Genomic DNA, 1,019 nt, shown 5'->3' with positions numbered 1-1,019 from the left:
GACGTGCGGCGCACGCTGCGTCGCGCCGCGTCCACCGGCGGCGTGCCGGTGAAGCCCGCGTGGCAGCGCCCGCGTCCGACCCGGCCCGAGCTGGTCCTGCTCTGCGACGTCTCGGGGTCGGTGGCCGGCTTCTCGGAGTTCACGATGCTGCTGGTCCAGGCGCTCAGCGACCAGTTCAGCAAGATCCGCGTCTTCGCCTTCGTCAACGCGATGGCGGAGGTCACCGAGCTGGTCCGGGCCGGGGGTGACGACCTGGCCGACCGCATCCGCGCCGAGGCGCGGGTGACCAAGTGGCACACCAGCAGCGACTACGGCGAGGCGTTCGCCGACGTCGTGGACCACCACCTGGACGCCGTCGGCCCGCGCACCGCGGTGCTCGTCCTGGGCGACGCGCGCAACAACAACTTCGACCCGAACCTCGAGGCGCTGCACCGGATCGCGCAGCGTTCCCGGCGCACCTTCTGGCTCAACCCGGAGGCCGCGTCGCGGTGGGGCCTGGGTGACTCCGCCGCCCTGGAGTACGCCGACGTGGTGCCCATGCACGAGTGCTGCAACGTCGACCAGCTGACCCGCTTCGTGACGCGGCTCCTACCGGTCTGACACGCCCGATCTCGGCGCGAGATCCCCGGCGGTCCGACCTATCCTGGAGCGGTGAGCTTCCCCACCCTTCCCCGCCCCACGAGAGACCCCGTCCTCGGCACCTTCGCGGCCTCCATGGCCGTGCTGTGCCTGGTGCTGTCCGTCCTGCTCGGCAGCCTGCGCACCGGCGTCGTCCTCGGCGTCGTGATCGCCCTCCTTGTCGGCGTCGGTCTGCTGGTCATCACGACCGGCACCGACGAGTCCGGTCGGCGCTGACCCCCTCCTGATGCCGGACGCGCGCGCCCGGGTCGAGGCCGAGCTGCGTGCGGCCCTCGCCCGGGTGGCCGCGCTCGGCGACGACCACGCGCGATCGTCAGCGGGTCCGAGGGCTCGAACGCCGACGACGAGCACGACCCCGAGGGGCGACGACTCGCCTTCGA

At 72.7% G+C, this 1,019-nt stretch carries 2 protein-coding genes; both read left to right on the top strand.

Annotation, left to right across the window (positions count from 1 at the left end; all coding sequences use genetic code 11):
• On the top strand, positions 1 to 600 hold a 600-nt coding region (locus tag AC2W7G_RS17085; RefSeq protein WP_485869494.1), incomplete at its 5' end, for a VWA domain-containing protein.
• Positions 601 to 651: 51 nt separating this feature from the next.
• Positions 652 to 855: a hypothetical protein gene (locus AC2W7G_RS17080; RefSeq protein WP_485869493.1), complete on the top strand. Its 204-nt coding sequence runs from the start codon at positions 652 to 654 to the stop codon at positions 853 to 855.
• The last annotated feature ends 164 nt before the right edge of the window (positions 856 to 1,019 follow it).

It is taken from the genome of Aeromicrobium sp. PFPM2_SD2 (assembly GCF_057364525.1).
Note: the sequence above shows the minus strand (reverse complement) of the source record. Positions and strands in the feature narration are given on the sequence as shown.